The 23,457-nt window shown below is 66.3% G+C and carries 13 protein-coding genes, 1 other RNA gene and 12 pseudogenes; 14 read left to right on the forward strand and 12 right to left on the reverse strand.

The genetic code is table 11. The features are described 5' to 3' along the window. Window positions 1–45 precede the first annotated feature (45 nt). Window positions 46–240: a hypothetical protein gene (locus ACXI0D_RS20830; protein ID WP_049442817.1), complete on the forward strand. Its 195-nt coding sequence runs from the start codon at window positions 46–48 to the stop codon at window positions 238–240. A gap of 218 nt (window positions 241–458) precedes the next feature. Here the strand turns inward: ACXI0D_RS20830 and ACXI0D_RS20835 are convergent, their stop codons facing one another. The 3 genes and pseudogenes from ACXI0D_RS20835 to ACXI0D_RS20845 form a co-directional block, all read right to left on the reverse strand. Then, window positions 459–1,583 carry a prephenate dehydrogenase gene (locus tag ACXI0D_RS20835; protein WP_479643095.1) on the reverse strand — a complete coding sequence of 375 codons (1,125 nt, stop codon included), beginning with the start codon at window positions 1,581–1,583 and terminating at the stop codon, window positions 459–461. Continuing rightward, window positions 1,580–2,489, reverse strand: a pseudogene (pdxY, locus tag ACXI0D_RS20840) (pyridoxal kinase). Before pdxY ends, ACXI0D_RS20835 begins: the two are co-directional and overlap by 4 nt. Before the next feature lie 542 nt (window positions 2,490–3,031). Next, window positions 3,032–4,228, reverse strand: coding sequence for an MFS transporter (locus ACXI0D_RS20845; protein ID WP_479643096.1), 1,197 nt, complete (start codon window positions 4,226–4,228; stop codon window positions 3,032–3,034). 72 nt (window positions 4,229–4,300) lie between these two features. Here ACXI0D_RS20845 and ACXI0D_RS20850 point away from each other — a divergent pair, with 72 nt between their 5' ends. Then, on the forward strand, window positions 4,301–5,098 hold the full coding sequence (locus tag ACXI0D_RS20850) for an AraC family transcriptional regulator (RefSeq protein WP_075674721.1): 798 nt from the start codon (window positions 4,301–4,303) through the stop codon (window positions 5,096–5,098). A 100-nt stretch (window positions 5,099–5,198) separates the two neighbouring features. On the opposite strand, the gene dnaJ is transcribed toward ACXI0D_RS20850, so the two are convergent. The 4 genes and pseudogenes from dnaJ to hrcA form a co-directional block, all read right to left on the reverse strand. After that, complete coding sequence (gene dnaJ / locus ACXI0D_RS20855; RefSeq protein ID WP_014036853.1) at window positions 5,199–6,323, reverse strand: molecular chaperone DnaJ; 1,125 nt, start codon at window positions 6,321–6,323, stop codon at window positions 5,199–5,201. Between the two features lie 154 nt (window positions 6,324–6,477). After that, on the reverse strand, window positions 6,478–8,400 hold the full coding sequence (gene dnaK / locus ACXI0D_RS20860) for a molecular chaperone DnaK (RefSeq protein WP_049446494.1): 1,923 nt from the start codon (window positions 8,398–8,400) through the stop codon (window positions 6,478–6,480). A gap of 182 nt (window positions 8,401–8,582) precedes the next feature. Continuing rightward, window positions 8,583–9,098 carry a nucleotide exchange factor GrpE gene (gene grpE / locus ACXI0D_RS20865; protein WP_014036851.1) on the reverse strand — a complete coding sequence of 172 codons (516 nt, stop codon included), beginning with the start codon at window positions 9,096–9,098 and terminating at the stop codon, window positions 8,583–8,585. A gap of 63 nt (window positions 9,099–9,161) precedes the next feature. Further along, a pseudogene (gene hrcA, locus ACXI0D_RS20870) lies at window positions 9,162–10,227 on the reverse strand (heat-inducible transcriptional repressor HrcA). A 116-nt stretch (window positions 10,228–10,343) separates the two neighbouring features. Here hrcA and recN point away from each other — a divergent pair. Further along, a pseudogene (recN, locus tag ACXI0D_RS20875) lies at window positions 10,344–12,021 on the forward strand (DNA repair protein RecN). Window positions 12,022–12,130: 109 nt separating this feature from the next. On the opposite strand, the pseudogene ACXI0D_RS20880 reads toward recN, so the two are convergent. Then, window positions 12,131–13,049: pseudogene (locus ACXI0D_RS20880) on the reverse strand (LysR family transcriptional regulator). Window positions 13,050–13,146: 97 nt separating this feature from the next. On the opposite strand from ACXI0D_RS20880, the pseudogene ACXI0D_RS20885 reads away from it, so the two are divergent. Beyond that, window positions 13,147–14,412, forward strand: a pseudogene (locus ACXI0D_RS20885) (SGNH/GDSL hydrolase family protein). Window positions 14,413–14,556: 144 nt separating this feature from the next. Here ACXI0D_RS20885 and ACXI0D_RS20890 read toward each other — a convergent pair. Then, window positions 14,557–14,787: pseudogene (locus ACXI0D_RS20890) on the reverse strand (transcriptional repressor); the annotation flags it as partial. 197 nt (window positions 14,788–14,984) lie between these two features. Here ACXI0D_RS20890 and ACXI0D_RS20895 point away from each other — a divergent pair. Next, window positions 14,985–15,389, forward strand: a pseudogene (locus ACXI0D_RS20895) (outer membrane protein assembly factor BamE). Window positions 15,390–15,424: 35 nt separating this feature from the next. Here the strand turns inward: ACXI0D_RS20895 and ACXI0D_RS20900 are convergent. Further along, window positions 15,425–15,692, reverse strand: a pseudogene (locus ACXI0D_RS20900) (RnfH family protein). 3 nt (window positions 15,693–15,695) lie between these two features. After that, window positions 15,696–16,124, reverse strand: a pseudogene (locus ACXI0D_RS20905) (type II toxin-antitoxin system RatA family toxin). 57 nt (window positions 16,125–16,181) lie between these two features. Between ACXI0D_RS20905 and ACXI0D_RS20910 the strand changes: the two are divergent. The 3 genes and pseudogenes from ACXI0D_RS20910 to ACXI0D_RS20920 all read left to right on the forward strand — a co-directional run. Further along, on the forward strand, window positions 16,182–16,367 hold the full coding sequence (locus tag ACXI0D_RS20910) for a hypothetical protein (RefSeq protein ID WP_479643097.1): 186 nt from the start codon (window positions 16,182–16,184) through the stop codon (window positions 16,365–16,367). A gap of 72 nt (window positions 16,368–16,439) precedes the next feature. Further along, complete coding sequence (locus ACXI0D_RS20915) at window positions 16,440–16,682, forward strand: SsrA-binding protein (protein WP_479643098.1); 243 nt, start codon at window positions 16,440–16,442, stop codon at window positions 16,680–16,682. Between the two features lie 129 nt (window positions 16,683–16,811). Then, window positions 16,812–16,991, forward strand: a pseudogene (locus tag ACXI0D_RS20920) (GNAT family N-acetyltransferase); the annotation flags it as partial. 174 nt (window positions 16,992–17,165) lie between these two features. On the opposite strand, the pseudogene ACXI0D_RS20925 reads toward ACXI0D_RS20920, so the two are convergent. Then, window positions 17,166–17,708: pseudogene (locus ACXI0D_RS20925) on the reverse strand (hypothetical protein); the annotation flags it as partial. A gap of 1,545 nt (window positions 17,709–19,253) precedes the next feature. Between ACXI0D_RS20925 and ssrA the strand changes: the two are divergent. From ssrA to ACXI0D_RS20955, 6 genes and pseudogenes are all read left to right on the forward strand, one after another. Then, window positions 19,254–19,608: a transfer-messenger RNA gene (ssrA, locus tag ACXI0D_RS20930) on the forward strand. Window positions 19,609–19,771: 163 nt separating this feature from the next. Then, window positions 19,772–19,981: pseudogene (locus tag ACXI0D_RS20935) on the forward strand (Arm DNA-binding domain-containing protein); the annotation flags it as partial. Between the two features lie 135 nt (window positions 19,982–20,116). Continuing rightward, the gene (locus ACXI0D_RS20940) at window positions 20,117–20,584 is read left to right on the forward strand and encodes a tyrosine-type recombinase/integrase (protein ID WP_479643114.1); all 468 of its coding nucleotides are present in this window, start codon (window positions 20,117–20,119) and stop codon (window positions 20,582–20,584) included. Beyond that, window positions 20,581–20,904, forward strand: a complete 324-nt coding sequence (locus tag ACXI0D_RS20945) for a hypothetical protein (protein WP_479643099.1) — start codon at window positions 20,581–20,583, stop codon at window positions 20,902–20,904. The genes ACXI0D_RS20940 and ACXI0D_RS20945 overlap by 4 nt, the downstream gene beginning before the upstream one ends. Before the next feature lie 861 nt (window positions 20,905–21,765). Further along, the gene (locus tag ACXI0D_RS20950) at window positions 21,766–21,930 is read left to right on the forward strand and encodes an SOS response-associated peptidase family protein (RefSeq protein WP_479643100.1); all 165 of its coding nucleotides are present in this window, start codon (window positions 21,766–21,768) and stop codon (window positions 21,928–21,930) included. 131 nt (window positions 21,931–22,061) lie between these two features. Beyond that, window positions 22,062–22,565, forward strand: coding sequence for an SOS response-associated peptidase family protein (locus tag ACXI0D_RS20955; RefSeq protein WP_479643101.1), 504 nt, complete (start codon window positions 22,062–22,064; stop codon window positions 22,563–22,565). The last annotated feature ends 892 nt before the right edge of the window (window positions 22,566–23,457 follow it).

Raw genomic sequence — 23,457 nt, forward strand, 5'->3', positions numbered from 1 at the left:
CCAAGCTGGCCTCGCATCAGCAGCATCCGCTGAAGGAGGTACGTGATGTCATTCCGTCAGTTCCCTGCAGTCGACAGCAACGGCGAAAGCCACATCATCATCGAGTTCAAGCCCGAGGCGAATGGCAGCGGGCATCACTCTGAAGCCACGCCGCGTTACGAGCTGGATGACGGGCGTCATCTGGTACGCAATGGCCGGGAATTCACTACCAGCGGCGGCGAACTGCGGTTGATGATCTAGCGCTGCCACCCTGCCTGGTGGGTGCCCACCTTGGTGGGCACTGGGTTTATCGTTGCGCCTGACGGGCGCGGCTGCGAAAAGCAGTCGAGCACGGCTCGACGCTACAAAAAGGCGTGATCAATTTTTCGCCAAGCATCTTGACAGCCTTGCCTGACAAGGGCTGCGCAGGGTTATCCACACGTTTGCTCAGAAACCATCCACACCGCCTGTGGATGAATTCAGCCCAGCACCCGCCCGATGCCGCTGGCGTCCACGTCGGCTGCCGCCCGGGTGATCGCCGCCGGGTCGCTGCCGGCCACGAATCCGATGCGGAAGTGCACTTCACCGCCGGGCGTACGCGAGGAATGGATCGAAGCCAGGCTGATGCCATGCTGCTCGAACACGTTCAGCAGCTCGCGCAGCGAGCCAGGCCGGTCCTCCGGCAGGTGCACCGACAGCGCGTTGCGCTCGGTCAGGTCGGCCAGCAGGTACCCCACGCGTTCGAACGTGTAGTTGCCGTCCGCCAGCGCCTGCTCGCCGAAGGCAGCGTGATTGGCCGACAGCAGGTGCTGACGGAATGCAGCACGTGCGCGGTCGTCGCCCTGCCCGACCTGCACCTGCAGGGCCTGCAGCTGCCCCACCAGCCGCTCCAGCATCGGTGCCACGTACGGGTTGCCGAACTGGATGTCTTCGTAGATCGCCGGATTCAGCGACAGGATGCGCGAGATGATCGCCGTATCCAGCTCGAACGACGCCGAACGGTACGGCATCATCGCGGCCAGATCGCCCAGCTGCGGCTGGTACTGGCGCAGCACGCCTGCCTGCGCCAGGTGGGTGGCATGCACCATCGCCTGCACCAGCGCCATCATCTGGTCGTGGTGCTGCGGCGTGGCGCGCACGCACTCGGCCTGCAGCGCCGTGCACAGCGTATCGACCCACGGCTGCCAGTGCTGCAGGCGCGCTTCGCAGACCACCATCACCCTGCCCTTCAGCGTCGGCGCCTTCGGTGGCGCGGTCATCGGGTGCAGGCCGACCACTTCGGCCTGCGAGGCCAGCATCGCCTGCACCGGTGCCTCCTTTACCGAGGTCACATCCAGCCATAGCCTGCCCTGCTCGCGGCCCGCCGACTTCCGCACGTACTCGGCGATCAATGCCGGCGTGTGCCGGATCGGTGCCGAGAACACCAGTACATCGGCCTGCGCCAGCAGCTGTTCCGGCGTGTGCGAGTCCGGGTCCGCCGGATCATGTCCGATCACCTGCAGCTGCAGGTGCTGCTGGAAGAAGCGGGTCAGCCAGCGCCCATAGGCACCGGCGCTGCCGATGATGCCGACCGTGCGCGGCGTGCGTGGATCCAGGCCGCTCATGCCACGCGTTCAGCGCGGAAGCGCGTTCCTTCGGCCAGCGCCGCCGGCGCAGCAGCGATCACGTCGAACTCCTCGAAACCGTTGTCCAGGGTCGCCTCCAGCGCCGCATGGGTGCCAGCGATGGCACGCGAAATCGCCTGCTGCATCGACTCACCGCGCAGCAGGAACGACACCACCAGCGACATCAGCACGTCACCGGTGCCGGCCACATCCACCGGCAGCAGCGGTGAGGTCCAGCGCCAGGTTTCCTCGCGACCGACCGCCAGGGTCACCAGTTCACCCGGGTTGCCGCCCACGCTGTGCGCGATCACCCAATGCGGGCCACGGTCCAGCAGCGTGCGCGCGGCGGCAATGGCATCGGCCTCGGCCAGTGCCGGCATGCCGGTCAGGCGATTCAGCTCGAAGGCGTTCGGCGTCACCAGCCAGGCATGCGGCAGCAGGCGCTCGGCGAAGATCGCTTCCAGGCCCGGTTCCACGTAGGGGCCGGTATGGGTGTCACCGATCACCGGGTCCAGGCAGTAACGCAGCTGCGGGCAGGCCGGCAGGATGTTGTCCAGCCAGTCGGCGAAGGCGGCACCGTTGGCGGTGCTGCCCGAAGTAGCCGGAGACGAGCATCTTCGCCCGCTGCGGCAGGCCGCGTTCGCGGGCGCCGAGCAGCAGGTCGGCGAACCAGTCGGCGGGCAGCACGCGGCCGCGGGTGGTGTCGTAGAACGGCGCATTGCTCAGCAACACGGTCGGGATTTCCGCGACGCGCACGCCGAGTGCACGCATCGGCGGCACGGCGGCGCTGTTGCCGGCGTGGCCGTAGACAAGTTGCGACTGGACCGAGATGACATCGATCGGCGACGGGCCGTCGGGCCGCTGGCGGCGGCCGTGGACGAGGTGGTTATCGAGAGATTCGCTCATGCCCGCATTCTACGCCCAAGGGGGTTTCGGCAGGGCTTGCAGCCCTGCACCTGCAGAATCAACGTCAACGTCAACGTCAAAAGCCAAAGCGGCATTCCGTGAGTTGGCGGGACGGTGTGGGTGGGCAGGACACGCCGTAAACCCATCCATGGGGCTCGATGGCGCCATCCATGGCGCCAACGGTCCTGCCCACCCACACCGCCCCACCTCTGACAGACTCCGGATGTCTGTTGGTAGGTGTCGACCTTGGTCGACACATCTTTCAGATATCGATAGACAAAAATGGGGTCAGATCCGTTTTCCTTCGGAAAACGGATCTGACCCCCAAGAGCTGTTCCGACAGATCACGGAAAACTGTCGAAGGCGGGGTGGGTCCGGTTGAGGGGGCGTGAGCCGCATGGATGCGGCGACCGAGCTTACATGGACGTACTTGCAGCGTCCCCCTCAACCGGACCCACCCCGCCAACCCACGGATAGCCCGCTTTTGACGTTGCCTTGGCTTCGGCAGGTGCAGGGCTGCAAGCCCTGCAAACCGAAACCCCTCAGTGCGCAGGCCGCGACGGCGGCAGCCACGCCGCCACGATGCCCAGCAACGGCAGGAACGCGGTCAGCTGGTAGACGTACTCGATGCTGGTCTTGTCCGCCAGCAGGCCGAGCACGGCAGCACCCAGCCCGCCCATGCCGAATGCAAAGCCGAAGAACAGCCCGGACACCATGCCAATGCGGTGCGGCATCATTTCCTGCGCGTACACCACGATCGCCGAGAACGCCGAGGACAGCACGAAGCCGATCAGCACCGCCAGCACCGTGGTCCACAGCAGGTCCGCATGCGGCAGCATCAGCGCGAACGGGGCCACGCCGAGGATCGAGGTCCAGATGATCGGCTTGCGGCCGATGCGGTCACCCAGCGGGCCGCCGAGGAAGCCGCCAGCGGCGGACGCCACCAGGAACGCGAACAGGTGCAACTGGGCCTGTGCCACCGGAATGCCGAAATGGTGGATCAGGTAGAAGGTGAAGTAGCTGCCGATGCTGGCCATGTAGAAGTATTTGCTGAAGATCAGCACCAGCAGGATCGCCAGCACCTTGGCCACGGTGCGCGGCGGATGCCGCGGCACCATCGCAGCCGTGCTGACCGGTCGTGGCGTGCCCAGATGCAACGCGTACCAGCGGCCGACATAGGTCAGTAGAGCGATGCCGATCAGGGCGGCGCCGGCAAACCACGATGCGGCATGCTGGCCATACGGCACGATCACCGCCGCTGCAATCAGCGGGCCCAACGCCGTACCGAAATTGCCGCCGACCTGGAACACCGACTGCGCGAAGCCGTGACGGCCGCCCGAAGCCAACCGCGCAATGCGCGAGGCCTCGGGATGGAAGATGGCCGAACCGATGCCGACCATTGCCGCCGCCATCAGCACCACCGCGTAGTTCGGCGCGAAGCCGAGCAGCAGCATGCCGCACAGGGTCGAGGCCATGCCGATCGGCAGCGAATAGGGTGCCGGGCGACGGTCGGTGGCCATGCCGATCAACGGCTGGAAGATCGACGCGGTGAGCTGGTAGGTCAGCGTGATCAGGCCGATCTGGGTGAAGCTGAGGTTGAAGCCGCCCTTGATCACCGGATAGATGGCCAGGATCAGCGACTGCATCATGTCGTTGACGACATGCGAGGTGGAGATGGCGGCCAGCACGCCGGGAGCCACCGGGCGTGAGGTCGTTGCGGGAGAAGCCAGGGTCGACATGGACACAGTCAGGTTGGGGGCGAGCCACGCATGCTACGGTGGGCCCCCACTCCCTTCTGCCGCGTTCGGGTCATGGCATATCGCAAAAAGGACACTCCCTGCCCGATCCGCGAGACCGCGCCGTGGAACGAGGTGCCGGTACATCGCCCGGTGACCAGCCGCGCCCGCCACTACCCGCCCGGCACCCACATCGCGCCCCACCGGCATCGCCGTCACCAACTGGTCTTCGCCATGTCCGGTCTGATGGTGGTGCGCGCGGACGGCGGCCGCTGGGTCGTGCCCTCCACCCGCGCGATCTGGGTTCCGGCCGGCATGGCGCATGCGGTGGACTGCATCGCCGAAGTGCACATGCGCAGCCTGTACGTGGAACCGGACTTTGCACCGCAACTGCCGGATGGGGCGTTCGCAGTGCAGGTGGCGCCGCTGCTGCGCGAACTGCTGCTGGCCGCCAGCCTGATCGAGTCCGCGCACGTGGACGACAGCCGCGACGGCCGCGTGGTGCGCCTGCTGCTGGACGAACTGCACCGCATGGACGTGCTGCCGCTGCACCTGCCCTCGCCCACCGACCCGCGCCTGCAGCGGATCTGCCAGCACATCCAGAAGCATCCTGGCGACGATGCCACGCTGCAGGACTGGGCGCAGGCGCTGCAGGTGGACGTGAAGACCATCCAGCGCCATTTCGCCAGCGAACTGGGCATGACCTTCGGGCAGTGGCGGCAGCAGGCGCGGCTTCTGGCCGCCCTGGAGCGACTGGCGGTCGGCGACAAGGTCATCGATGTGGCGCTGGCGATGGGCTACGACAGCCCGAGCGCGTTCACCAGCATGTTCAAGCGGCAGCTGGGGCAGACGCCGGCGGCATTTTTCCGATGATCCCTTGAACGGCATCCACGCATGGCGTGGATCTACTGCACCACAAACGACAACGCCGGGCATGGCCCGGCGCTATAGCTCATCGCTTCCGTCGAAAAACTCAGGACGTCATCCGGTCCCAGAAGCCCTTAACGCCATCCATGAAGGTGGCCGACTTCGGCGAATGCTTGCGCGCTTCCTCGCCGACGAAGGTGGCTTCGAACTGTTCCAGCAGCTTGCGCTGTTCGTTGGTGAGGTTGACCGGGGTCTCCACCACCACGCGGCAGTACAGGTCGCCCTCGCTGCGGCTGCGCACCGAACGTACGCCCTTGCCACGCAGGCGGAACAGCTTGCCGGTCTGGGTCTCGGCCGGGATGCGGATTTCCGCTTCGCCGCCGAGGGTCGCCACGCGTACGGTGTCACCCAGCGCCGCCTGCGAGATGCGGATCGGCACCTCGCAGTGCAGGTCGTCGCCATCGCGCTGGAAGATCGCATGCTCGCGCACGCGCACTTCCACGTACAGGTCACCCGGCGGCGTACCGGCCGGACCGGCCTCGCCTTCGCCCTGCAGGCGGATACGGTCGCCCGTATCGACGCCCGCCGGCACCTTCACCGACAGCACCTTGTCTTCCTCGACACGGCCGTTGCCGTGGCAGGTCTTGCAGGGCTTGGCGATGATCTGGCCACGGCCACCGCAGTTGTGGCAGGCCTGCTGCATGGCGAAGATGCCGCGCTGGATGCGCACCTGCCCACGGCCATGGCAGACGTTGCAGGTCTCGACCTTGCCATCTTCGGAGCCACTGCCATCGCAGTCGCCGCACTCGGCCAGGGTCGGGATCTCGATGCGGCGCTCGACGCCGCGCACGGCCTCTTCCAGGTCCAGCTCCATCACGTAGCCGATGTCGGCACCGCGACGGGCCTGGCGCGGACCACCGCCGCCACCGCCAAAGATGTTGCCGAAGATATCGCCGAAGATATCGTTCATGTCCGGGCCGCCCGGACCACCGCCGCCCATGCCGTGCTCGAACGCGGCGTGGCCGTGGCTGTCGTACATGCGGCGCTTGTTGCCGTCGGACAGCACTTCGTAGGCTTCCTTGCACTCCTTGAAGGAGGCTTCGGCCGCCGCATCACCCGGGTTGCGGTCAGGGTGGAACTTCATCGCGCAGCGACGGTAGGCCTTCTTCAGCTCGTCGTCGGTGGCGGTGCGGGCAACGCCCAGCACTTCGTAGTAATCGCGCTTGCTCATATCGTGAATCGGGTTCCGGAAAGTCGGGATTCGTCAAAGCGGAAGAGCGGAACCAGGTCCGCTCTTGCGTCGGGCGCCCCGACACGCCGGTGGGCGGTCAGGACCCTGATGCGACAACGGGACGCTGATGGCCAGCGTCCCGTGTCGGTCCGGATCAGGACTTCTTGTCGTCCTTGACTTCGGTGAACTCGGCGTCGACCACGTCGTCCTGCGCCTTGCCGGCGTTGCCGGCGTCGGCACCCGGGGCACCGCCCTGGTCGGCCGAAGCAGCGGCGAACAGCGACTGGCCAGCTTCCTCCAGCACCTTCGACTTGGCTTCGATCTGCGCCTTGTCGTCACCCTTCATCGCGGTTTCCAGGTCGGCCAGGGCCGCCTCGACCTTGCCGATCACTTCGCCGCCGACCTTGCTGCCGTGCTCGGTGATGGCACTTCGGGTGCCGTGGATCAGGGCGTCGGCCTGGTTGCGGGCCTGCACCAGCTCCTGGAACTTCTTGTCTTCTTCGCGGTTGGCTTCCGCGTCGGCGACCATGCGCGCGATCTCTTCCTCGGACAGGCCCGAACCGGCCTTGATCTCGACCTTCTGTTCCTTGTTGGTCTTCTTGTCCTTGGCCGACACGTGCAGGATGCCGTTGGCGTCGATGTCGAAGGACACTTCCACCTGCGGCAGGCCGCGCGGGGCCGGCTCGATGCCGGACAGGTCGAACTTGGCCAGCGACTTGTTGAAGCGGGCCTGTTCGCGCTCACCCTGCAGCACGTGCACGGTCACGGCCGACTGGTTGTCCTCGGCGGTGGAGAACACCTGCGAGGCCTTGGTCGGGATGGTGGTGTTCTTCTCGATGATCTTGGTGAACACGCCACCCATGGTCTCGATGCCCAGCGACAGCGGGGTCACGTCCAGCAGCAGCACGTCCTTGACGTCGCCGCCCAGCACGCCGCCCTGGATCGCAGCACCCAGTGCCACGGCTTCGTCCGGGTTGACGTCCTTGCGCGGTTCCTTGCCGAAGAACTCGGTCACCGCCTGCTGCACCTTCGGCATGCGGGTCTGGCCACCGACCAGGATCACTTCGCTGATGTCGCTCGAACGCAGGCCGGCATCGTTCAGGGCGACGCGGCACGGCTCGATCGACTTCTTGATCAGGTCTTCCACCAGTGCTTCCAGCTTGGCGCGGGTCAGCTTGATGTTCAGGTGCTTCGGGCCCGAGGCGTCAGCGGTGACGTACGGCAGGTTCACTTCGGTCTGCTGGGCGCTGGACAGCTCGATCTTGGCGCGCTCGGCAGCATCCTTCAGGCGCTGCAGGGCCAGCGGATCCTTGCGCAGGTCGATGCCCTGGTCCTTGTTGAACTCTTCAACCAGGTACTCGATGACGCGGTTGTCGAAGTCTTCGCCGCCCAAGAAGGTGTCGCCGTTGGTGGCCAGCACTTCGAACTGCTTCTCGCCGTCGACGTTGGCGATCTCGATCACCGAGACGTCGAAGGTGCCGCCGCCGAGGTCGTACACCACGATCTTGCGATCCTTGTTGTCGCCCTTGTCCAGGCCATAGGCCAGCGCGGCCGCGGTCGGCTCGTTGATGATGCGCTTGACGTCCAGGCCGGCAATGCGGCCGGCGTCCTTGGTCGCCTGGCGCTGGCTGTCGTTGAAGTAGGCCGGCACGGTGATGACCGCTTCGGTGACCTTCTCACCGAGGAAGTCCTCGGCGGTCTTCTTCATCTTTTCCAGCACCTTGGCCGAGATTTCCTGCGGGGCCATCTTCTTGCCATCGCTGGTCGACACCCAGGCGTCGCCATTGTCATGGGCCAGGATGCCGTACGGGACGTGGGCGATGTCCTTCTGCACTTCGGCATCGGTGAACTTGCGGCCGATCAGGCGCTTCACCGCGTAGAAGGTGTTCTTCGGGTTGGTGACGGCCTGGCGCTTGGCCGAGGCGCCCACCAGGACTTCGCCGTCCTTGGTGTAGGCGACGATCGACGGGGTGGTGCGATCGCCTTCCGAATTCTCGATGACGCGGGCCTTGCCGCCGTCCATGATCGCCACGCACGAGTTGGTGGTGCCGAGGTCGATACCAATGATCTTGCCCATGGGGGAGACTCCTGAGGATGCTTGTTGGGGTCAGTCCGGCCGTTCGGCCGGTGGATGAATACGATGTGGGGGAGGCTCGTGGAACATTCAAGCCATCTCCCGAACGCTGTGTTCAGCGCCTGGAAAACCTTGCCGGGCATGGCCCGGCACGACCGGGACCGGGCATCGCCCGGTCCGATCGATCAGTCGGCGGCCACCACCACCAGCGCCGGCCGCAGCAGGCGCTCGTTGAGCAGGTAGCCCTTCTGGAACACGGTCACCACGGTGCCGGGAGCGGCGCCCGGGGCCGGCACCTGGCTGATCGCCTGGTGGTGCTCCGGGTTGAATGGCTGGCCGGTCGGGTCCAGCAGGACCAGGCCATTGTCGGCGGCAACCTTCAGCAGCTGCTTGTAGGTCAGCTCCAGGCCCTCGCGCAGCGGATGCGGGTCATCGCCGGCAGCCTTCAGGCCGGCATCCAGGCTGTCGAATACCGGCAGCAGCTCGCCCAGCAGCTTCTCGTTGGCGAACTTGCGGGCCTGCTCGATGTCACGGGCAACGCGCTTGCGCTGGTTCTCGAGGTCGGCGCGCTCACGCAGCGCATCGGCCTTGATCTGCTCGACTTCGGCGCGCAGGCGCTCCACTTCGTCGTTGACGCCGGCGGCGGCGGCCGCATCGGCGGCAGTCTGCTGGGATTCGATATCTGGATGTTCGTGGTTCATGTCTGGGTCCCTGGCGGTCAGTCTCCGCCTCCACCCACCCTAGTGTGGGCGGGATGCTGCGTTTCAAGCGTCGGATGTTCCGGGAGTGCGCCCGGCCGGCGAAAAGGCCGCGCCAAGCACATCGGCGGTGGCCTGGACCAGCGGGATCATGCGGTCGTAGGCCATCCGCTTGGGGCCGATCACGCCCAGCACGCCCAGCACCTGGCCATTGGCGGTGTACGGGGCGGTGACCAGCGAGACCCCCTGCAACGGCATCATCCCGGTCTCTTCGCCAATGAAGATGCGCACCCCCGGGGCCTGGATGGTGCGCTCCAGCAACTGCAGGATCTCGCGCTTGCTGGAGAACAGCTCGAACAGCTCGCGCAGGCGTTCCAGGTCGGACAGGTCCTGCACCCCCATCAGGCGGGTCTGGCCGGCCACCAGCATGTCATCGGCCGCCGGCTGCAGGGCCTGCTCGGCCAGTTCGATGCTGTGCGCCAGCAGCTGCTCCAGCTCCGAGCGGGCATCGCGCAGCTCCAGCAGCAGGCGGGTGCGGATCTCGGCCATCGGCAGGCCGGCGAAATGCGCATTGAGGTAGTTGGCGACCTGTTCCAGCTGCCCCGGCGCGAACTCCTGGCGGGTCTCGATGACCCGGTTCTGCACCTCGTTGTCGGCGAACACCAGGATCGCCAGCACCCGGCGCCCGTCCAGCGCCACGAAATCGATCTGCCGGAACGCGAACTGCTCGCGCCGCGGCGCGCTGACCACGCCGACGAAGTGGCTCATCGCCGACAGCAGCTCCGAGGCGCTGCCAAGCAGGGCCTGGGTGCTGCCGCCGCCGGCCAGCTCCTGGCGCAGGCGGGCCAGTTCGCCCTCGCCCGGCGGCTGCATCTGCAGCAGGCTGTCGACGAACACCCGGTAACCATGCGCGGTCGGGATGCGCCCGGCCGAGGTGTGTGGCGAGGCCAGCAGCCCCAGGTCTTCCAGGTCACCCAGGATGTTGCGGATGGTGGCCGGGCTGACTTCCAGGCCGGCCACGCGCGCCAGCGTCTGCGAGCCGACCGGCTCACCGTCCTGGATGTAACGCGCGCATCAGCGTGCGCAGCAGATGGCGCGCACGCGGGGCAAGCTGGTCGGGAGAACCGTGCATGGAATCAACCTGTGAGACACGGACACTAGATAATGGCGGCGGATCACCTTGGCAAGTCATTCGGACCTCCCTCGCCCGCGTGCTAGCGTTGCGCGGCTGCTGACACCCCCTTACCCATGCTCAGACATCTTTCGATCAAGGATTTCGCCGTCGTCCGCGCCACCGAACTGGAGTTCGGGCGCAGGCATGACCGTGGTTTCAGGCGAGACCGGCGCCGGCAAGTCGCTGATGGTCGACGCGCTGGGCTTCCTGTCCGGCCTGCGCGCCGACAGTGGCGTGGTCCGCCATGGCGCTGCGCGCGCCGAGCTTTCGGCCGAGTTCGCGCTGGACCAGCTGCAGGCCGCGCGCCAGTGGCTGGCCAACAACGAGCTGGACGACGAGGAACAATGCCAGCTGCGCCGGGTGATCCGCGCCGACGGCGGCTCGCGGGCCTGGATCAATGGCCGCCCGGTGACCCTGGCACAGCTGGGTGACCTGGCTTCGTTGCTGGTGGAAATCCACGGCCAGCACGAACAGCAGGCCCTGCTGGCGCGCCCATCGCAGCTGGCCCTGCTGGATGCCTATGCCGGCAACGAGAACGAGCGCCGCCAGGTGCGCCGCGCCGCTGCCGCATGGCAGGCGCTGGTCGATGAATCGCTGGCGCTGTCGCAACAGGGCGACGTCAGTGACCGGATCGGCTTCCTGGAACACCAGCTGCGCGAACTGGACCGCGAAGACCTGGAACCGGAGTCGATCGTCGCACTCGGTGCCAGCCACCGCCGCCAGGCCCATGCCAGCGCCCTGCTGAGCGCCTGCCAGGCGGCCAGCAACCAGCTCAATGGCGACGACGGCAGCTCCGCGCTGGACCTGCTGCAGCAGGTGCGCCACGAACTGTCGCGCCTGATCGAACACGACCCGCGCCTGGGCGAGGTGGACGGCCTGATCGAGAATGCCTCGATCCAGCTGCACGAAGCCCTGTCGCTGCTGGACCGGGTGCACGACGACCTTGATGCCGACCCGGAGCAGTTCGAGGAGAACGAGCGTCGCCTCGGCCGCCTGCACGACCTGGCCCGCAAGCACCGCGTGCCGATGGACGAGCTGGGCGCGCAGCGCGAGCGCATGCATGCCGAAGTGGAACAGCTGCGCGGCGGCGCCGACGAACGCTTGCAGCGCCTGGCCGGCGAGATCGACAAGGCCGCCGCCGCCTGGCGCGTACAGGCCGAGGTGCTGACCGCCAGCCGTCGCAGCGCCGCTGCCGAACTGTCGGCCACCACCACCGGCATCATCGCCGAGCTGGGCATGGGCGGCGGCCAGTTCCTGATCGAGCTGGAACCGCAGGACGCCGGCAAGCCCGACCCGCAGGGTGCCGAGCGCGTGGAATTCCTGGTGGCGGCCAACGCCGGCCAGCCGCCGCGCGCACTGCGCAAGGTGGCCTCGGGCGGTGAACTGTCACGTATCTCGCTGGCCATTGAAGTGGCTGCGCTGGACCTGGATGCGGTGCCGACCATGGTGTTCGACGAGGTCGACTCCGGCATCGGCGGTGCAGGGGCCTGACATTGTTGGCCAGAAAGCTCGCGCGCCCCTCGGCGAAAAGCGCCAGGTGCTGTGCGTGACCCACCTGCCACAGGTACACTTTGCGCCTCCAAGGGTCATGCCCATTACCGGGTCAGCAAGGCCCCGGTGGAAGGCATGACCCAGAGCGCAGTGGAAAAGCTGGACAGCAAGGCGCGCGAGGAAGAACTGGCGCGCATGCTCGGTGGCGTGGAAGTGAGCAAGGAAGCGCGCGCCGCCGCCCGCAAGCTGCTGCAGGTGTAACGCGGGCCGAGCCGAGCATGGGCCCGGCTTCCGCGCGGTAGAGCCGGCCGCTGGCCGGCAACCCGATGGGGGTCGGCGAAGATCGTGAGGTTGCGGCCAGCGGCCCGCACTACCCCCGTGGCCGCGTCAGATCGACCTTTTCCACCAGGAAATCGAGGAAGGCGCGCACCCGCAGCGGCAGGTAGCCGCCCTGCCCCAGGAACACGGCGTGCACCTCTTCAAGGTCACCGGGGTTGGCTTCCTCCAGCACCGGCAACAAGCGCCCGGCGGCAATATCCTGCTGCACCTGGAACGCTGCCAGCCGCGCCATGCCCAGCCCACCCAGCACCAGCTGGCGCAGTGCATCGCCGTTGCTGGCGCGCGCATTGCCACTGGGCAGCAGCATGCGTTCGCGACCGTCCTGCAACAGCGGCCAGCCCTGCATCGCCCGCGCATGGCCGATATCCAGCCGGTTATGCGACTGCAGCTCCTCAGCCGTGCGTGGCAGCCCGTGCTGCAGCGCGTAGGCGGGCGCAGCCACGATCATCATCCGCGTCGCACCCAGCCGCCGCGCCACCAGGCTGGAGCTCTTCAGGGGACCGGCCCGCACCGCCACGTCGGTGCGCTGCTCAAGCAGGTCGATCACCTCGTCGTTGAGGGTCAGGTCCACGCCTACCTGCGGGTTGCGTTCGAGGAACGCCGGCAGCAGCGGCAACAGGAAATGCTGGCCGAATGGCACGTTGGAATTGACCCGCAACCGCCCACGCGGCTCGGCATGGGCGCTGGCACAGCGCTCGGCCTCCTCCAGGTCGGCCAGCACGCGCAGGCCGCGCTCGTAGAACGCGCAGCCTTCCGGGGTCAGCTGCAACTGGCGGGTGGAGCGTTGCAGCAGGCGCGTACCCAGCCGCTGCTCCAGCCGGGCCACCAGCTTGCTCACCGCTGACGGCGTCATGTCCAGGGTGCGTGCGGCGGCGGAGAAGCCACCGGTCTCGATCACCCGCACGAACACTTCCAGTTCGCCGGATCGGTTCGATGTCGGGTCGCGCCATGGCGATGAATCCAGTTCACAGATGATTATCCATGCGCAGTCTAGTTCACAGATCGATGGAGAATCACCATGGCCGTCCCTCCTCCCGGGATTGCCCGATGAACCGCTTCAGCCAGCTCACCGCGACCGCCTTGATCGCCCTGTCCAGCGCAGCCAGCGCCGCCCCGGACCCGCACTGGGTCGCCAGCTGGCAGGCCAGTCCGCAACCGGTCTGGGGCGCCGATTTCCTGTTCCCGACCCTTGGTTCCGGCCACGCTGCAGGACCAGACCTTCCGCCAGACCGCGCGCATCAGCCTGGGCGGGCCCCGGCTGCGGGTGCGGCTGAGCAATGCCTACGGCACCGAGCCGCTGCGGATCGGGGCGGCCAGCGTGGCCGCACACGCGGGTGTCACCCCGCAGCCGCTCAGCTTCGACGGCCAGCCCGGCGTATCGATCGAGCCCGGTCAGGAACGGCTGAGCGATCCACTGGCGGTGGCCACGGAAGACCGCCAGGCGTTGCAGGTCAATGTCTTTGTGCCGGGGCCGACGCCACTGCAGACCTTCCATTGGGAGGGGCGCCAGACCAGCTGGATCGCCGGCGGCAACCAGACCCTGGCGCGCGACCTGCAGGGTGCCAGTTCCACTACCGCCCGCCTGTTCCTGACCGGTATCGAGGTCGAGGCCAGCGCCAGCGCGCGCAGCGTGGTGGTGATCGGCGATTCGATCACCGATGGCGCCACCGCCAGCCTCGACCAGGACCTGCGCTGGACCGACCACCTGGCCGCACGCCTGGCACCGCGGGGCGTGGCGGTGGTCAACGCCGGCATCTCCGGCGGCCGGCTGCTGCGTGACGGCATGGGCGAGTCGGTTCTGGCCCGCCTGCAGCGCGACGCACTGGATCAGCCCGGCGTGGACAGTGTGATCGTGCTGATCGGCATCAACGACATCAGCTGGCCCGGCACCGCCTTTGCCCGCGCGCAGCCCCGGCCCAGCCTGGCCGAACTGCAGGCCGGCTATCGCGCCCTGGCCGAACAGGCCCATCGGCGGGGTCTACGCATCCTCGTCGCCACCCTGACGCCTTCGCCGACGCCCTGCCCGGCACGCCGCTGGACGACTACTACCAGCCGGACAAGGAGGCCCTGCGCCAACAGCTCAATGCCTGGCTGCGCAGCGACAGCCCGTTCGATGCGGTGATCGACCTGGATGCGGCGCTGCGCGACCCGGCCGATCCATCACGGATGGCCGCCGCCTACGACTCCGGCGACCACCTGCATCCGGGCGATGCAGGTAACCGGGCCATGGCCGAGGCGGTGGATCTGGAGGTGTTGCTGGGCGCATCCGAAACCCCTGGGGTCAGATCCCTTTCCCAGGGGAAAGGGATCTGACCCCACCCAACGAAAAACCCCGGGCAAGCCCGGGGTTTCGTCGCATCCAGCTGGCCGGATCGGCTTACTTGCGCTTCTTGCAACGTACAGCACCAGCGAGTGCTCTTCCAGCTCGTAGCCGTGGTCGGCCGCGATCTTGCGTTGCAGCTCCTCGATCTCGTGGCTTTCGAACTCGATGATCTTGCCGCTGTCCACGTCGACCATGTGGTCGTGGTGGCCGCCACGGTCAGCCCGTAGACGGCCTCCCCGCCCTCGAAATCGTGCTTCGAGCACGAGGCCGGCGGCCTCGAACTGGGTCAGCACCCGGTAGACCGTGGCCAGGCCGATCTCGTCGCCATGCTCCAGCAGCTGGCGGTAGATGTCTTCGGCGGTCATGTGGTGCTGGGCATTGCGCTGCTCGAGCAGCGCCAGCTCGCATCCGCGGATGGGTCACCTTCAGGCCGACTTTACGCAGGTCGTGGGTTTCCATAGGTCTCCGTTCATTGGCGATTTAGCGCCAGCTGCCTCGGATTGGGTCGCGGTGGCATGTCGGGAGTGTATCATCGGTTTGATTTCCCCAACCGCCAGTCCCGATGCGCAATCTCCCGTCGGTCGCTGCCGTCGCCTCTGTCCACTGCCGGGTGCGGCGCATCATTACAAGCAACCCCGATCTATCAGGGTAACTCTGATCCCGGGAAGATGCCGTGGCCAAGCTGCAGGTCGGGCAAAGCAAGCAGCAGGTCACCGCGCTGCTGGGCACCCCGTCCATTCCCGACCCGTTCCACGCCCAGCGCCGCGGCTGGGACTACACCTCCAGCCAGCGCGTGAACCGCCCTCGGCCGTACCGAAGTGAAGAACTGCGTGGCGTTCTTCGAGAATGACGCCGTGACCCGTTGGGAAGGCGACTACTTCCCGGGCAACGACAAGGCCCTGGCCAGCAGACCGTGCGCCAGTTCGGCCGCAACCTGCCGAAGGACAAGAAGAAGAAGGGCCGCTGAGGCCCCTGCCCGTCCGCAAGGACGGGTTGCCGGGATCAACCGCCGAGCGCGCGACGCCGGCGGTTGTCCTTGGGGTCGGCCAGCAGCGGGCGCAGCAGCTCGATGTGTACCTTCCCCGTCCAGCAGCGCCTGCGTGGACGTGCCTGCTCCAGCACGCCATGCACGGCGGCGGCCGGACAATCGGCACTGCCTTCAAACGCGGCGGCGGCGATGGCGTCGGCCACGGTCGCCCCCTCTTCCAGCTCCTGGTGGCGCGACAGTACGCGCTGCTGGCCAGGCCAGCACCACCTCGACCTCGATCATCGCTCAGCCCTCGTCGGCGACGCGGACGAAATCGTTGACCATGCGATCGGCCAGCCCCTGGAAGCCGATCGCCAGTGCCGACCGAGCAGGCGTGAGCTGGGTTTGAACTCCAGGGTCAGGGTGACCTTGCAGGCATCCTCGGCCAGTGCATGGAATTCCCAGCGGCCGTGCAGCTGCTTGAACTGGGGCCATTGCGCAGCTGCATGTCGATGCTGTGCGGGCGCTGCAGGGTGTTCTCGGTCTGGAACCAGGTATGAAACAAGCCCAGGCCCCACGTCAGGCGCGCCACCAGGCGGTCCTCGCCCTGCTCCAGGATCTGGGCAGCCGAGCACCAGCGGAAACGGCGCGGATAGGCCTGGACGTCGTTGACCAGGTCGAACACTGCGCGTGGCGCGAACGTTCGACCAGGGCGCTGCGGCGGATAGTAGGCATGAATACAGGACGTTTCGGCAATCGACCGGGCGGGCCCGAATCGGGAGAATACCGGAAATGAGCAAGAACAGCGGCAAGGATAAAGCAAAGAGCGCGACGGCCAACAAAACCATCGCGTTGAACAAGCGTGCCCGCCACGAGTACCACATCGAAGAGCTCTTCGAGGCCGCTGGCCCTGCAGGGAGGGAAGTGGTCGATCCTGCGCGGGCCGCGGCAACATCATCGACGCCTACGCCTATGTGAAACACGGCGAGATCTTCCTGATCGGCGCGCAGATCACCCCGTTGATCCAGGCCTCCACCCACGTGGTGGCCAATGATTCGGCGCGAGCGCAAGCTGCTGCTGCACCGCAGCGAGATCGACAAGCTGGTCGGCAAGGTCGAGCGCGATGGCTACACCATCGTGCCCACCGCGATGTACTGGAGCAAGAACAAGATCAAGCTGCGAAGTCGCGCTGGCCAAGGGCAAGCAGACCCACGACAAGCGCTGCTGCCAAGGACCGCGACTCGGGCGATCGAGAAACAGCGTGTGATGCGTCGCGGCAACCGTGACGCATGACCGCCCCCATCGGCGCCATCGGTGACCGCCAGCGCCATGAATCGCGCACGTTGTGCGCGTGCCTGTTGGCCTTCAACCAGGCTCAAGGGCGGCGATGCGTTCGATGACATTCCGGTCCGCCGGCCTGGCATGACCAGCACGGCGCGCTGCCCGGTGGCGTGCTGGCTGACGTCTGCGCCGGCTGGCTGCAGGTGCACGTGCTGTGGGTGGACCCTCTCTCCCCTGGAACTGCGCGGCCAAGGCATTGGCCAGCGCCTGCTGGCGGAGGCAGAAACCGCCGCGCGCCACCATGGCGCCCGCAACGTGATGCTGAATACCTTCGAGACTCGGCAGGCCGAAACCTTCTACCTGCGGCAGGGCTACACCGTCTATCGGCGCTTTCCGATTGCCCGCCCGGGCACGAGCGGGTCCACCTGCGCAAGTCGTTGTCGGGCTCGTAGTCGCGTCGGCGCTGGAGCTGCCTGCGGTCAGCCTGCCAGCAGGCCCCCGCCCGCGCATGCGTGGTGCCAGCCCGTGTGCATCACGGCCAGGTGCATCACCACCGCCAGTTCCAGCGCATGACGGTCATCGCCCGCGCGCCATTGCTGCGCCATCCGGGCCGCGTCGGCCGGCAACAGGGCCAGCTGGGCGTCATCCAGCGAATCGGCGCCCTGCAACTGGCGCGCCAGCTGCCGTGACTGCCGACATGCACACCGATGCTGAGACTGGCCAGCGACATCAGGACCACGGCCAGGCCATGTTCGAACCACTGCGACAGCACCTCCGGCCCCCCAGTGGGTCCTGCCGCCATCACCGCCCCAGCGCCGGCAGGCGCCAGCCCAGCCAGTGGGTGCGGTCGCGCTGCGGCCAATGCACCACCACCGCGCTCGCCTGCTCACCCAAACCCCAGTCGCCGTGGCCGTGGCCGGCAACTTTGGGTCAACCAAGTGGTCCGCCAGCAGCACGCCCAGCACGGCCCAGACCCAGCCGGGGGGCAACGCCCGCCCCCGGTAGTCGAAGCCCCGCGGTTCCGACCAGCTGTCGCAGGCTGCGTTGTTCTGGCCTCGGTCACCCACAGTCTCCGCGTCTGTCCTGGCTCGGATGGTGGTTCTTCCAGTGTGTCGCAAATTCGTGCCAATGAGTTACCAATCCGCTTATGACCGGCGCACTGCAACAGAGTTGCACATTACGGCCCGCGCGCAGGTCACGCCGAAGTCCCGATGCCATCGATCCTGCCTTGGCCCTGCCACAGCACCCCAACGCTATGCCCCTCCAACCTTGGCGTAAGCACACACCGATGCCGCCGCATCCAGCAGCGGGCCGACCTCCAGGCGTCGTGCGGGCCGTCCCGCCGGAAACGCAATGGCAAATGCCTTCGCCGCACGATCCGCACGCGGCTGGATGTACCACGAGGACGCCGCCCGACAGCGTCTCTCCGCCACGCACCTGATGCTGGAACCGATACTGGCCCCAGTAGATGGCCAGCGGCTCCTCCAGGGCATTCAACGGATTGGGCAACGTCAATGCTTCCGGACATAGCGCAGCAAACGCCCCAGCGCAACAGCTGCCGCTGCTTCAATGGTTGTCCCGCGGAAAGAAAATCGGCCGTATTCATGCATCACGATCGGTGCCCAGTTCTTTTTCGGCATTCGAACGTCGAGAACAGGAAAATGTAACCGCCACGGAGCTTTGCCTGCGTCTGCGTGGCATCCGGCCACCGAGGAAACGAACCTGGAAGGTCGGGGGAGCATCCACCTTGAAGAAGGCTTTCATTTCATCCGCAAGCCTGCCCACTGGAGGCGACGTGAGCTGACGGGCAGCGCGTCCTGCTGCTCGTGAACGGTTGCGCCGCCGTCAACAGGCGCCGTGCACGCGGCGCGAAGCGCGCGTAATACTGCCTCAGCAGCGCCTGATCGTCGGAGTCTGGGCGGCGATCGCACTCTCAGTGGCGGCATCGAAAGAGGCCGCAGCGAGGAAATGGCGCGTATATGAATCACCCGTGCGGGTATCGGAGCCCGCGAACAGGCGATCAGCCGGCGTGCCCTTTGGCCCTCATCGTCCCGTTGCCAATGGTGACGTACGCCGGCGGAATGCAGCGTAGCCGGCGAGCAAGTGGCGATCACGCTCGTCCAGACCAAAGTGCCGCTGCCATTCCTGCTGGTAGGCCGCAGTGGTATAGCTCGGCAGCCAATCCGGAAGGTTGTCGTAGGTCGAACAGGTCCAGCGGGGGGCTGTACGCCACCTCCACCGACGCACGCGAGGATTCTGCGGCCGCGACAGTCTCGGCCTGCAGTGCCAGGGCCCCCACGGCCACCATCCCCATCCATCGCAACCGCATCCTGCCGGAACTGATGAAAACGGCCATCGCGCAATCCTGGAGAGGCACCCACGGATTCGAACATGTCGAACCAGGCATGGCAATGTGCCAGGCGACCCGCCGCGTGGCTCTCTTCTGGGAATGCACTGCTGCCTCTACGTGAAGCCACTGCGTGCACACTGTTCAGCAAGATTGCCGTAACATTCGCATCGTTGGGCAGGCCCTGCCCGTGGCGACACCGGAACGGCCCTGTACCTTGCAGCACTGTAGAAACCGGGGGTGATTGGTTTCGACGGGGGGTGTCAAGTCGCCTGGCGCATGCCGCAGGGGCTAGCTTTCCTCGTAAATCCAGCTGCAAAACTCTAGTTGCCAACGACGACAACTACGCTCTGGCCGCTTAAGGCCTAAGCCTCGAAACCGCTTGTGTCCATGCTCGCGGTGTAAGTCACTATCATGGAATCGCGCTGGGTGGCTGCCTGTCAGTCCGGCACTAGAACACAACAGGCTGGTTCCCGGGATGCGCTTTCGCGCACCGTGCTGTTCGGGGACGAGATCCAACGGTGAGCTAAGCATGTAGTGCTGGGGATGGAGTGCCTTCGGACGGCGGTTCAATTCCGCCCACCTCCACCAACGAACGGTTCGTCAAGGACCGTAGAAGCCGGGAAACCCCCGCATCACAAGGGTTTCCGGGCTTTTTTATTGTCCGCAGCAGACCGGGGCAATCCGTTTCAATCCATGAGACGGTGGGAGTATTTAAGGGGTATCCGACCGCACCCACTGAGCGATACCCCCAATGCCTCTGTCTCAGATTTCGACAGCCATCAGGCGCGCCAAGCCCAGCGACAAGCCGCAGAAGATCACCGACGGTGGCGGCCTGTACCTCTATCTCACCCCGACCGGCGCGCGCAGCTGGCGCTGGAAGTAACCGCATCGCCGGCAAGGAGAGCTGCTGTCGATCGGCCTGTACCCGGATGTCTCCTTGGCGCGCGCGCGCGAGGCCCGCGACGAAGCCCGCCGGCTGTTGGCCCGAGGCGTCGATCCGGGCGCGCAGAAGAAGGCCGCTGCCCTCGCCCATTCCGCCCTCGGCTCGGACAGCTTCGAGACCATCGCCAATGAGTGGCTGGCCGCGCGCCCCTGGGTGCCCAGTTATCCCGCGGAGAAGGTCGAGGCCTGGATGAAGAACGACGTATTCCCGTGGATCGGGTCGCGTTCTGTCGCCGACTTTTCCTCTTGTCCGCACTTCCTCCGGGTGGCCCGGCGCATCGAGGAGCGCGGCGCGATCGAGTCTGCGCACCGGATCATGCAGAACTGCGGCCAGATCATGCGGTACGCCGTGGCCACTGGCCGGGCCGAGCGAAACCCGGTTGCCGACCTGAAGGGAGCGCTCGCGCCGCCGAAAGAAGCCCACCACGCAGCGATTACCGACCCCGTGCAGTTGGGAGGCCTGCTGCGCTCCATCGAGGCATACAGCGGGTCTGCCATCACCCGTCTTCTCGGCGCTGCGGCTGGCGCCGCTGGTGTTCCTGCGTCTGGCGAACTGCGGCATGCGGAATGGGAGGAATTCGACCTCGAAGCGGCCGTGTGGACCATCCCTGCAGCAAGATGAAGATGCGCTCTTGCGCACTTGGCCTGCCGCTGTCCAGGCAGGCGCTGCAGATCCTGGAGGACATCAAGCCGATCACTCCGGCCGGCAGCAAGCGGGTGTTCTCTGGTGCCGCGCGATGCAAAGCGTCCGAATGTCGGAGAACGCCGTTACCGCAGCGCTGCGCAACATGGGTTATCGACCGCACGATGATGACCGGCCACGGCTTCCGCGCGACGGCTCGCACCATCTTGGATGCAGACTTTTTTCCTGCACTTCCGCCCCTAGACATCATCGAGCACCAGCTTGCGCACGCGGTGAAGGATCCCAACGGCCGGGCATAGCAAACCCCCGCACATCGCACCTGCAGGAGCGCGTGCGGATCATGCAGGTCTGGGCCGATTACCTCGACGGCCTGCGCGATGGAAACGTGGTGAAGTGCGGGCCGGATGCACGCCTACACGCCCCGCGCTTCCCCCGCATCTGCTGCAGCCCTGCCCTCACCCACGCCTTGCGTGTGGGCTTGGGCAGGTTTGGTCGCCGGCGTTTAACGCCCCCCCCCCCCCCCCCCCTTGACCCGCGCTGTGGCGAGGGCGGTTGCCTCGGCCAGTGCGCCGGGCCTGATCCTGCTGCTCGCGGGTTGGCAGGCCGGGAAGCGGTTCGAGGGGTTGGTTTGGCTGGCGTGGTGTCCGAGCAGCCGGGCCACAGCCGCGCGCAGGCGCATCTCCGGGTAGAGCCTGACCGCACACCACCGCTCGGCGTAGCGCTTGCCCTGGGCGATGCTGGCGGCTCGGAACTTCCTTATCTGCCACATCTTCCGGGCATCCAGACGCACGCGCACAGCACCATCCTTTCCGCGTCTGACGTTGGCGATTTGCCGGCCGCTCCACCACAGCACCCAAGTATCGCCCAGCTGGACCCAGCCGGTGGGGATCGGGGCAGCGCGGAAGCCTTGGTAGCCGTGCGAGGGGAAGCATGGCCGGAAGGATACGGCTGGCGGTCGCAAAGGCTGCGACAAGGAAGCGTTAGACGACTGAACCGTCGGGATCACGCCCCGGCCACGGCCGGCAGGGCTACCCTCGGCCATGTGCGGCGTCGTCCAGCTCCCCGTGATCGGACTTCGGCCAGCCGGGGCTGGCTGACCTTGCCCCCGGCTGCCCGAGATCCAGTCCAGCTACAACCTGGCGCCGACACAGCGCGCCTCGGTGATCCTCGATCGCGGCGAAGGCCGGCAGGTCACCCGGCTGGCGTGGGGCCTGCTGCCGTTCTGGGCCAAGGCCAAGGGCCTGCAGGGCTCGACCATCAATGCCCGAATCGAGACGGTGGCCACCAAGCCAGCCTTCCGGTCGGCAAGAAGCGCCGCTGCGTGATCCCCATGGCCGGCTACTACTGGCGGTGACCCCGAGGACGGGAAGAAAGACCCCTGGTTCATCCACGCCACCGGCCCGCTGCTGGCCGCGGCCTGTGGGAGGACACCAGCCCCCTACTGCCCGACGGCAACTTGGGAACCTTCACCATCATCACCGGCGACAGCGGCGGCGTCTCGGCCCACATTCACGACCGTATGCCGGTCTGGCTGCAGGCTGGCCAGATCGATGAGTGGATGGCCGCAAGCCCCGACGACGCCATGGCGATGCTACTGGCCAGTGAGCCACCGGCGATGGAGGCTTCTACCGTGTCGAGCCGCGGTGAACACGCCGCGGAACAACCGCGAGGACTTGCTGCAGCAAGTAGCCTAGATCACGATTGCAGGACTTCCCGCATCAAGCGGAAGCTCCGCCTTCTCTGGCCAGTGGAAACGCCTCTGGCTCGAGGCAGCAACGCACGCACCTGCTCCCCGGCGTCTCAACGCCAGTCGGTGGAATCATCACCAACTGCTCGAGAGCAAGGTTCACCGCATCACGCCACGCAATCATCGCCGCCGCCTCGGACTTATAATGCGCGACCGTACTGCTTGCGTAGCTGCAGCAGCTTTCTATGCCGTCGTAGCGCCGCTCTCGTATAACCGTGGCTCATCCACTCCCATGCCCATGCTCGGATGGCTCGATAGTGCTCTGGCGAGTGAGGCTCATACGGAGGGGGAACGGGATCTGGCTTATTCCCCAGCGCTAGCCACGCTCTGATACTCGTCCCAAATCCATGCCCTTTGGATACTGTGCAGTTGTCGGGCAGCCGCATCACCATATCGGGCGACTCTGTGAGCTGATAGATCATGACGTGATCTCCGCGTCTGCCGAACCATTGGAATTGCAGGTTGATGCCTGCAATCGCTGTGAGCTGCTGCCGAATGCAAAGAAGTTGGAATCGGAAGGACCCGCCACGCTTGCATTCACGTCTGCCGCAGCGTTGTCCATCTCTCGGACCCCTTTCCACTTGCTCCTGTCGTCTTGCTGTAGATCACAATGGATGGAGTTGCACGCATGACAGGCGATAGACGAACGTTTTACGCCGAGTAGATAGGTGGGCCCAGAGGGGAGCCCATTCAGCAAGATGATGCCTGCGCCAGCGTCCTGATTTGGTGTTGCTGGTGCAACTGACTGGGGATAGCTTTTTCTGCCAGAACCTCTGGCATTGAATTAGCGATACCGAACGCTACTACCTGCTGCAAAAAAATCCAGACATATCCACTACCGCGTACAACCGCAACCCTCTCGATACGTCACCCATGTGCCGGTGAACTTCACCAGAAGATTGCCAGTGCCAGAGCTGGGCGCCACCACATTGACATATCGCCGTCCGGTCCCTGCGGTGATGGTGGCGTTTACCCCACCAACGGATAGTCAACGAACCGCCGCTCAGGTCTGCCACGCTTACGGTGACGGTAGCGCCGAACACGCCACGAGGCGCCTCACTTGCCTGGCACCATGTGCCGCTGGTATGGGTAATTAGCCCTGTGG

The organism is Stenotrophomonas sp. C9D9 (assembly GCF_056491205.1).

Excerpts from the sequence above, each read along its gene's own strand:
- ACXI0D_RS20830 (WP_049442817.1), top strand. The coding sequence starts at position 46 with ATGTCATTCCGTCAGTTCCCTGCAGTCGACAGCAACGGCGAAAGCCAC.
- ACXI0D_RS20835 (WP_479643095.1), bottom strand. The coding sequence starts at position 1,583 with ATGAGCGGCCTGGATCCACGCACGCCGCGCACGGTCGGCATCATCGGC.
- ACXI0D_RS20845 (WP_479643096.1), bottom strand. The coding sequence starts at position 4,228 with ATGTCGACCCTGGCTTCTCCCGCAACGACCTCACGCCCGGTGGCTCCC.
- ACXI0D_RS20850 (WP_075674721.1), top strand. The coding sequence starts at position 4,301 with ATGGCATATCGCAAAAAGGACACTCCCTGCCCGATCCGCGAGACCGCG.
- dnaJ (WP_014036853.1), bottom strand. The coding sequence starts at position 6,323 with ATGAGCAAGCGCGATTACTACGAAGTGCTGGGCGTTGCCCGCACCGCC.
- dnaK (WP_049446494.1), bottom strand. The coding sequence starts at position 8,400 with ATGGGCAAGATCATTGGTATCGACCTCGGCACCACCAACTCGTGCGTG.
- grpE (WP_014036851.1), bottom strand. The coding sequence starts at position 9,098 with ATGAACCACGAACATCCAGATATCGAATCCCAGCAGACTGCCGCCGAT.
- ACXI0D_RS20910 (WP_479643097.1), top strand. The coding sequence starts at position 16,182 with ATGAGCAAGAACAGCGGCAAGGATAAAGCAAAGAGCGCGACGGCCAAC.
- ACXI0D_RS20915 (WP_479643098.1), top strand. The coding sequence starts at position 16,440 with ATGATTCGGCGCGAGCGCAAGCTGCTGCTGCACCGCAGCGAGATCGAC.
- ACXI0D_RS20945 (WP_479643099.1), top strand. The coding sequence starts at position 20,581 with ATGAAGATGCGCTCTTGCGCACTTGGCCTGCCGCTGTCCAGGCAGGCG.